General features: G+C 74.6%; 4 protein-coding genes and 1 pseudogene. 3 read left to right on the plus strand and 2 right to left on the minus strand.

Annotation, left to right across the window (positions count from 1 at the left end; translation table 11 throughout):
- Together KSNIM_RS23470 and KSNIM_RS23475 are read right to left on the minus strand one after the other, a co-directional pair.
- Nucleotides 1–465 (minus strand): annotated as a pseudogene (locus KSNIM_RS23470) (hypothetical protein); the annotation flags it as partial.
- A 4-nt stretch (nucleotides 466–469) separates the two neighbouring features.
- Entirely contained in the window at nucleotides 470–1,720 is a 1,251-nt protein-coding gene (locus KSNIM_RS23475) for a hypothetical protein (RefSeq protein WP_263105136.1), read from the minus strand.
- A gap of 285 nt (nucleotides 1,721–2,005) precedes the next feature.
- Between KSNIM_RS23475 and mtrA the strand changes: the two genes are divergently transcribed.
- Genes mtrA through KSNIM_RS23490 form a run of 3 tightly spaced genes read left to right on the plus strand, consistent with a single transcriptional unit; the run spans nucleotide 2,006 to nucleotide 6,662 of the window.
- Nucleotides 2,006–2,683 (plus strand): MtrAB system response regulator MtrA, encoded by a 678-nt coding sequence (gene mtrA, locus KSNIM_RS23480; protein ID WP_030272008.1) that lies wholly within the window; start codon nucleotides 2,006–2,008, stop codon nucleotides 2,681–2,683.
- Nucleotides 2,684–2,743: 60 nt separating this feature from the next.
- Nucleotides 2,744–4,831 carry an MtrAB system histidine kinase MtrB gene (gene mtrB / locus KSNIM_RS23485; RefSeq protein WP_411543761.1) on the plus strand — a complete coding sequence of 696 codons (2,088 nt, stop codon included), beginning with the start codon at nucleotides 2,744–2,746 and terminating at the stop codon, nucleotides 4,829–4,831.
- Nucleotides 4,821–6,662 (plus strand): LpqB family beta-propeller domain-containing protein, encoded by a 1,842-nt coding sequence (locus KSNIM_RS23490; protein ID WP_263105137.1) that lies wholly within the window; start codon nucleotides 4,821–4,823, stop codon nucleotides 6,660–6,662. The genes mtrB and KSNIM_RS23490 overlap by 11 nt, the downstream gene beginning before the upstream one ends.
- The last annotated feature ends 85 nt before the right edge of the window (nucleotides 6,663–6,747 follow it).

Here is a 6,747-nt window from a genome sequence, read left to right on the forward strand (position 1 = left end):
GTCCAGCACCGTCCGCTCCTCCAGGGACCGCACCACCGCGCGCATCTGCTCGCGGACGGCCTGCGGCCAGTCCCCGGCGGCGGCGCGGGCGGCGGCCTCGGCGCGGTGCTGGTCGGCGGTGCGCGGGCCGCGGTGAGCGAAGAGCGCCGCGCCGCTGCGGGCCTCGCGGCGGGGCGCGCCGAGCCGCCACCAGACGGCGGCGACCACGACCGCGACGAGCAGCACGGCCAGCACCACGCCGGTGCCGCCGCCCGCCACGGACTCGCCGACCTTGCCGAACAGCCGGCCGATCTGCTCGTCCAGCCAGGCGGTGGCGCGCTGTACCAGGCTCGGGTCGTGCCGGTGGTAGGCCGGGTTCAGCAGTTCGTCGCGGGCGGCGTCCCGGGCCGGCCCGCGCGGGACGGTGACCGGAGCCCCGTCCGCGAGGACGCGCGTCGGCGCGACCCCCACCCCCCAGTACGGCATCGGCTCAGGCCCCGGGGGGAGTCGGCTGCCCGGACCAGCCCGCCGAGCCGTACTCGGGCAGGCCGGCGGCGCGGGCCAGCTCGATGTCGAGGGCCTCGCGGCGGATCCGCTGGTCGATGTAGAGCAGCACGTTGACGGCCGCGCCGAGCGGGATGGTGAAAGTCGCGACGATGGTGCTGCCGATCGCGACGATCAGCAGGCCGAGCGGCGGCAGCGCGACCGCCATCGGGTTGTCGGTGTTGCTCGTGATGCCGCCGGAGACCGCCACCGCGGCGATCGTGAACGGCATGAGGATCATGCTGGAGGCGAAGCCCATCAGCACCCGGGTGAGCACGTTGATGCCGAACAGCCGCCACCAGGAGCCGCGCACCAGCCGCCGCGAGCGGGCCATCGCGGCGATCACGCCCTGCCGCTCCAGGACGAGGGCGGGCGCGGCGAGGCTGAGTCCGATGGTCAGCCAGAGCGCCAGCGGCAGGGCGGCCAGCAGCAGGATCAGGCCGAGCCCGAGCACCGGTTCGTTCAGGTCGTCGACGATCCCCGTCACCAGCAGCGCGATCCCCGGGACGAACGGCGCGGCGGCGATCAGACCGGTCAGCAGGGTGAGGCCGGTCAGCGCGGCGAGCCGCGGCCGGGCCGTCTGCCAGGCCTCCCGCAGGGTCACCTGCTGACCCAGCACCGCCTTGCTCACCACCATGGTCAGCATGCCGATCGCGACGACGCCGATCAGCACCTCCAGCGGCACCGGGGCGAGCAGCGCCACGATCTCGGTGGCGTCACCGGGCCGCTCGTAGGCCCACCACTGGCCGAGGGCCGACAGCACCTGCTGGACGGCGGCCAGTCCGAGCGAGAGACCGAGGGCGGAGCGCCAGTGCCTGCGGACGGTGGTGACCGCGCCGTCGAGGATCTCGCCGACGCCGAGCGGGCGCAGCGGGACGACGCCGGGCTTGGGGCTCAGCGGCACGCCCCAGCCGCCGTACTGGCCCGGGCCGCCGGGAGCGCCGCCGTACGGGCCCGGGGCGCCGTACTGGCCGGGGCCGCCGTACTGGTCCGTGCCGGGGCCGCCGCCGTACTGTCCCGGGCCGGGGGTGCCGCCGCTCTGGCCCTGGTGGGGAATGCTGCCGTACGCTCCGCCGTACGGACCGGGACCGCCCGTGGCGTCGCCGACGGCGCCGGACGGTGGACCGGCCGGCGGCCGGACGTCGTCACGGGGCGGTTCGGGCGAACCGGGCGACGCCCAGCCCGGGGTGTCGGTCATCGAGGCTCCTTGTCCTACGGTCCGCGGGCTCCGAGGCCCCGGGCCCGGACGTCCGGGTCGGTCGGTCGGGTACGGCGTACGGCCGGAATCCGCTGCTGCGCCGCCCATCGTGCCATGGTGGCGGCAACGGCCCCAGGGGTATCCCGTTGCTGATCGACAACGGTCGGTGCGAACGGCCCCGACCTGCGGTCCGGCGGTGCCCCGCCGGGCCGTCGGATCACCCGGGCCCGGGTCCCGGACCGGGCTGTGGGGCAGGTCACAATCGGGTAATGAGAAGATGGAGTCATGAAGGGACGCGTCCTCGTCGTCGATGACGACACCGCACTGGCCGAGATGCTCGGCATTGTGCTGCGTGGTGAGGGTTTTGAACCGTTTTTCGTCGCCGACGGGGACAAGGCACTAGCCGCGTTCCGGGAGACCAAGCCCGACCTCGTGCTGCTCGACCTGATGCTGCCGGGGCGGGACGGCATCGACGTCTGCCGCCAGATCCGCTCCGAGTCCGGCATCCCGATCGTGATGCTGACGGCGAAGACGGACACGGTGGACATCGTCGTCGGCCTGGAGTCCGGCGCCGACGACTACGTCACCAAGCCGTTCAAGCCCAAGGAGCTGGTGGCCCGGGTGCGCGCGCGGCTGCGCCGCGCCGAGGAGCCCACCCCCGAGCAGCTGACCATCGGTGACCTCGTCATCGACGTGGCCGGCCACTCGGTGAAGCGGGACGGCCGCGGCATCCCGCTGACCCCGCTGGAGTTCGACCTGCTGGTCGCGCTCGCCCGCAAGCCCTGGCAGGTGTTCACCCGCGAGGTGCTGCTGGAGCAGGTCTGGGGCTACCGGCACGCCGCCGACACCCGTCTGGTGAACGTGCACGTCCAGCGTCTGCGCTCCAAGATCGAGAAGGACCCGGAGCGCCCCGAGATCGTGGTCACCGTGCGCGGCGTCGGCTACAAGGCGGGGCCCAGCTAAGTGGTGCAGTACGAGGCTGACGACTCCCCGTCGGGCACCGATGCCGGCGGGGAGGCTGCTGTGCGCGGGAGCGTGCTGAGTTCGACCACGGAGGGCCGGCGGCGCCGCCGCGGCCCGGCCGCCTTCTGCGCCCAGGTGATCCGTCAGTTCCGGCGGCCGGTACGGCGCCTGATCGCGCTGTACCGCCGCTCCATCCAGCTGCGCGTGGTCGCCGCCACGCTGCTGCTCTCCGTCGTCGTGGTGCTGGTGCTCGGCGTGGTCGTGGTCGCCCAGGTGCGCACCGGACTGCTCGACACCAAGAAGCACGCGGCGCAGGGTCAGGCGCTGGGCGGCTTCCAGATCGAGCAGGACAAGATCAACGAGGCCATCAACCTGCAGGCCAAGGCCGGCAGCACCGGCAGCGACCCCTCGCGGGACGAGGTCGGCACCTGGCTGATCAAGCAGGTCTCCGACCTCGCCAGCGGCGGCACCGGCGTCTACTCGGTGATCGCCCTGGTGCCCTCCACCGGCCAGCAGGAGAGCGCCCCCAGCGCCGCCCTGCGCGGCGCCTGGTACTCCGGCAACATCGTCCCGGACTCGATCAGCCAGGACCTGCGCGACGAGGTCGCGGCCGAGCCCGGCACCCCGCACCAGCAGACCACCGAGATCCAGCGCTCCACCGACGACGGCAGCCCCTCGTACAACGAGCCCGGGCTCGTCATCGGCAAGCAGTTCACCGGCCCCGACGGCACCCCGTACCAGCTCTACTACGTCTTCTCCTTCGGCCAGGAGACCAAGACCCTCGGTCTGGTCACCGGCACCCTGGCGACCGCCGGCGTCTTCGTGGTCATCCTGCTCGGCGGCATCGCCTGGCTGGTCGTCCGCCAGGTCGTGACGCCCGTGCGGATGGCCGCCGGGATCTCCGCCAGGCTGGCCGCCGGCCACCTGGAGGAGCGGATGAAGGTGACCGGCACGGACGACATCGCCCGCCTCGGCGAGTCCTTCAACCGGATGGCCAACGCCCTGCAGACGCAGATCCGCCAGTTGGAGGAGCTCTCCCGCGTCCAGCGCCGCTTCGTCTCCGACGTCTCGCACGAGCTGCGCACCCCGCTCACCACCGTGCGGATGGCCGCCGACCTCATCTACGACAGCCGCGACGACCTCGACCCGATGGCCGCCCGCTCCGCCGAGCTGCTGCAGGACCAGCTGGACCGCTTCGAGTCGCTGCTCGCCGACCTGCTGGAGATCAGCCGCTTCGACGCCGGCGCCGCGATCCTCGACGCCGAGCCGGTCGACCTCCGCGAGATCGTGACCCGGGTGGTCGAGGCCGCGGACCCGCTCGCGGAGGCCAAGGGCAGCGCGGTGATCGTCCGCGGCGCCGAGAAGCCGGTCGTCGCCGAGGTCGACTCCCGCCGGATCGAGCGCATCCTGCGCAACCTGGTGGTCAACGCACTGGAGCACGGCGAGGGCCGCGACGTCGTCGTCCGGCTCGGCGCCGGCGAGGGCGCGGTCGCGGTCGGCGTCCGCGACTACGGCATCGGCCTGAAGCCGGGCGAGGCCTCCCGGGTGTTCCACCGGTTCTGGCGCGCCGACCCCTCCCGGGTGCGCACCACCGGCGGCACCGGCCTCGGCCTGTCCATCGCCGTCGAGGACGCCCACCTGCACGGCGGCTGGCTGCAGGCCTGGGGCGAGCCGGGTGGCGGCTCGCACTTCCGGCTCACCCTGCCGCGCACCCGCGGCGGCGAGATCAGCCGGGCGCCGTTCCGGCTGGAGCCCGAGGACTCCCGGCACAACCGCGGCCTCGCGTCGCCCGGCGCGCCCTACCGGCGGGCCGTCCGCCCCGGCGGCGCGACCGCGCTCACCGCGGCCGACGCCGCCGACCAGGACACCCCGGAGACCCCCGAGACCCCCGAGGGCGGCCAGACCGGCTTCGGCAGCGGCCTCGGCGGCGTGCTCTCGCTCGGCCCCGGCCTGGGCCGGCCGCAGGCCGCCCCGATCGCCGACCCCTCGGACGTCCGCACCGTGGCCGCGGGATACGGTGCCACCGGGGCCCAGGTCGTCGTCGACCGCGGGCCCGGACGTCCGGCGCTCCCGCCCCAGGAAGGCCCGGACACCGCCGACACCCGGAGGCCGCAGCGTGCGAAGGACGACGACCAGCGTGAGGGCTGACCTGCGCTCCGCCAGGGCCGTCTGCGCAGGCCTCGCCGTCCTGCTCGCCGCGGGCTGCGCCGCGATGCCCTCGGACGGCCCGCCCGAGCGGGTCGAGATCCCGCAGGGCAGCGGCGCGGAGAACCTCCAGGTCCGGGTCTTCCCGGTGCCCCCGCACAAGGGCGAGGACCCGCGCGACCTGCTGGCCGGCTTCCTGGCCGCGTCCAGTGCGGACGAGGCCAAGGACTACGAGACAGCGCTCAAGTACCTGACGGCCTCCGCCGGCAAGCGCTGGAACCCGCAGGCCGGCGTCGCCGTCCTCGCCGCCACCCCGCACCGCGACCAGACGGTCGCCGCCGCGGAGACCACCACGATCACGGTGACCGGCAGCAAGGTCGCCGAGCTGGACGAGGACCACTCCTACCGGGTGGTCTCCGACGAGGCGTACCGGCAGCAGTTCACCTTCGTGAAGGAGAGCGAGGGCCCGGACAAGGGCGAGTGGCGGATCGACCGGCTGCCGGACGGTCTGATCGTCGACCAGACCAACTTCCGCAACTCCTACCGGGCCGTCCACCGCTACTTCTACGTCTCCTCCGACCCCTCGGCGGACGGCGCCACGCCGCCCGTCATGGTGCCGGACCCGATCTACCTGCGCCGCCGCACCGACCCGCTGACCGCCGCCGCCAAGGCGCTCGCGGCCGGCCCCTCGCAGTGGCTCGCCCCGGCCGTCTACTCGGCCTTCGAGGGCGTGCACATCGAGGGCGCCGTCTCCGTCAACGACAGCCGGGCCGCCGCGGTGCGGGTCGACGTCGCCGACTTCGGCGGCCGGCAGAGCACCTGCAAGCAGATGGCCACCCAGCTCTTCCACACCCTGGCCGACCAGCAGGGCAAGGCCCAGCTGGACCGGGTCGACCTGTCCGGCGCCAAGGGCGGCTGCTCGGTGACGGCCGCCGAGGCCGCCGAGTCCGCCCCCGGCCGCCTGGCCGGCTCCGCCGGGGCCTCGCCGTACTACCAGCTCGACACCGGGCAGCTGCTGCTGCTCCAGGGCGACGGGCCGGGCAGGCCGGTGGCCGGACCGCTCGGCCAGGCCGCGCAGCAGGGCCAGCCGAGGATCGGCGAGGTCGCCGTCCGCCGCGACGGCTCCGGCGCCGCCGTGATCGGGGCCGACGGCCGCTCGCTGTACGTCACGGGCTTCGGCGAGAGCGACAAGCTCGGCGACCCGGTGGTCACCGGCCACGGCACCCAGCCCGGCCAGGGCCTCGCCTCGCCCAGCTGGGACGGCCGACAGAACCTCTGGGTGGTCGACCGCGACCCGGCCGCGCCGCAGCTGTACATGGTGCGCGGGCGCAAGTCCGTCGCCGCCCAGGTCGACGGCCTGGCCGACCGCACCGTCCAGGACGCGCGGATCTCCTCCGACGGCACCCGGATCGCCCTGGTGCTCAAGGACGCCGCCGGCCGCCGCTCGCTGCAGATCGGCCTGGTGGTGCACGAGGGCACGGCGGGCTCGCCGCGGGTGCGGGTCACCGGGCTGCGGCCGGTCGCCCCGCTGCTGACCGACGTCGCCTCGGTGTCCTGGGCGGACACCGACCAGCTGCTGGTGCTCGGCAAGGAGCAGGGCAAGCTGCAACTGCTCAACTACGTGGGCACCGACGGCTCGCAGGCCGCCGACTCCCCGCTGCAGGGCGGCGAGTCGATGACCACCGTGTCGGCCTCGGAGAGCCGCGCGGGGGAGAGTGTGCCGCCCGTGATCGCCTACTCCAGCGACCACCGGATCTTCCGGCTGCAGGGCAACCAGTGGCGCGAGATCGCGCTGCAGGGGCACCCGGCCGCCTCGTTCGGCTACCCGGGCTGACCCCGGTCGGCCGGGCCCGACCCGGCCGGCCTGCGGGGCGTCGCCGCCACCGCGGCCGCGGCGAACGGCGGGCAGCCGGCCGCCC

The organism is Kitasatospora sp. DSM 101779, assembly GCF_025655475.1.
Lineage (GTDB): Bacteria > Actinomycetota > Actinomycetes > Streptomycetales > Streptomycetaceae > Kitasatospora.

Excerpts from the sequence above, each read along its gene's own strand:
- KSNIM_RS23475 (WP_263105136.1), bottom strand. The coding sequence starts at position 1,720 with ATGACCGACACCCCGGGCTGGGCGTCGCCCGGTTCGCCCGAACCGCCC.
- mtrA (WP_030272008.1), top strand. The coding sequence starts at position 2,006 with ATGAAGGGACGCGTCCTCGTCGTCGATGACGACACCGCACTGGCCGAG.